The sequence below is a fragment of the Lapidilactobacillus bayanensis genome (genome assembly GCF_003946695.1).
Classification (GTDB): domain Bacteria; phylum Bacillota; class Bacilli; order Lactobacillales; family Lactobacillaceae; genus Lapidilactobacillus; species Lapidilactobacillus bayanensis.
In genome coordinates, this window is sequence record NZ_RHOX01000057.1 from 1 (window position 1) to 1,909 (window position 1,909).

Annotated in this window: 1 protein-coding gene; it reads left to right on the forward strand. The window is 42.5% G+C overall.

The annotated features are described in order from the left end of the window. The first annotated feature begins 438 nt into the window (after window positions 1-438). Entirely contained in the window at window positions 439-1,824 is a 1,386-nt protein-coding gene (gene ltrA / locus EKM65_RS11050; RefSeq protein WP_125608462.1) for a group II intron reverse transcriptase/maturase, read from the forward strand. Window positions 1,825-1,909 lie beyond the last annotated feature (85 nt).

A 1,909-nucleotide genomic window follows, 5' to 3' on the forward strand; every position in this document is an offset into this window, starting at 1 on the left:
TTTGGTGCGCTCGGCATGATTGTTATCTAGGCGGTGAAAGTCCGCTATGAGCCGTAGTAGTCGGAATCATAAGTCGAAGACAAGGGTGTCCACCGTGAGGGGGAATCTGAAGGAAGTCCTAGACAAAATACTGCACTGATGAACAAGAAGTGGCTAGAAGGCCGGGTGCAACTGGATAAGGTCGCCAAACAAACTGAAGTCCAATACTACTCGAAGTTACATTCGGTAAAGCCAACAGTGACATGGTATGAAAGATAACAGTCTTACCCGGGGAGACCTGGTAAACAAGCCCCGACAAGAAGAACACCTAAGTTCTACAGGACAACTATTTCAGTGATGAGATACTGAGTTTATCAGGAGTCAGCCGAGGTCATAGTAGTGACTTCGTCACGAAGGACCGAACAGTAATAACTCATATTTAGTAAGGAGATGGAAACTATGCGACGATCGCAGAAAACAGAAAATAAAGCTGACCGCCAGTGTAAAACGGGTCTGGAAGACCAAAAGCAAGCTGGGGCGCGTAGTATAGTTTCTAATGAAACTACGAAAGTGAGTGGCATTAAATTTGAACAACTTGTATTGGACCGAAATAATTTAAACTTGGCCTATCAGCGAGTTGTGCGTAACAAAGGAGTGGCAGGCATTGACGGTATGACTGTCAATGATCTGTTAGGCTATCTGAAAACCCATAAAATTGAGTTGATTCAGCGATTAAAGGATGGGACATACAAACCAGAAGCGGTCAAACGAGTGAGAATTCCCAAACCAAATGGTGGTATGCGAAAACTTGGCGTACCAACGGTGATTGACCGTTTGATACAACAAGCAATTGCCCAAGTGATGTCTCCAATCTTTGAACGAGTCTTCTCAGATGACAGTTTTGGTTTTCGTCCGAACCGTAGTGCTCACGACGCAATAAGACAAGTTGTGACGCTTTATAACAAGGGTTACCACTTTGTGGTTGACCTTGACTTGAAATCGTACTTTGATACGATTAACCACGATTTATTAATCAAGTATATTGGACAATATATTGATGACTCCTGGCTACTTAAACTTATTCGTAAGTTTCTAACTAGTGGTGTTATGAATGGTTCAAGTTTTGAAGCCAGTGTGGTTGGAACACCGCAAGGTGGGCCTCTTTCTCCGTTATTAGCGAATATCTATCTGAATGAGTTAGATAAAGTTCTGACCGAGAGAGGACTGCACTTTGTTCGGTATGCGGATGACTGCAATATTTATGTCAAAAGTAAACGAGCAGGCTATCGAGTACTTGAAAGTACAAGTCGTTTTCTGGAAAAGCAACTCAAAGTAACTGTTAATCGTGAAAAGAGTATGGTTGGCTCACCGCTTAGGTTGAAATTCCTCGGCTTTTCCCTTGGAGTTGGCCATGGTGGTGCATATCCACGTCCAGCTAAGCAGGCGCAACAACGAGTAAAGTGGGAATTAAAAGCACTTACTAAGCGTAATCGTTGTATCTCCCTTGAACGAATGTTCAAGGAAATCACACGTAAAATGCGTGGCTGGATTCAATATTATGCCACAGGAAAGATGACGGGGTTCTTATACCGTCTAGATGCGTGGCTACGCTCAAGAATTCGACAATACTACTGGAAATCGTGGAAGAAAATAAAAACAAAAGAAACCAACCTAAGAAGATTAGGGATGGATGGCGAGGATGCACACAAGTTTGCCAGTACTCATAAAGGTTACTGGCGGATAGCACATAGTAAAACACTTCTATATACGTTAACAAATGAAAAACTGGAAAAACGAGGGCTAATTAATCTGTCCCGGTTATTCCAATCTATTCAAAATGCTTAAATTACTGAACCGCCGTATACGGAACCGTACGTACGGTGGTGTGAGAGGTCGGTAATTGAATTAATCAATTACCTCCTACTCGATT

Excerpts from the sequence above, each read along its gene's own strand:
- ltrA (WP_125608462.1), top strand. The coding sequence starts at position 439 with ATGCGACGATCGCAGAAAACAGAAAATAAAGCTGACCGCCAGTGTAAA.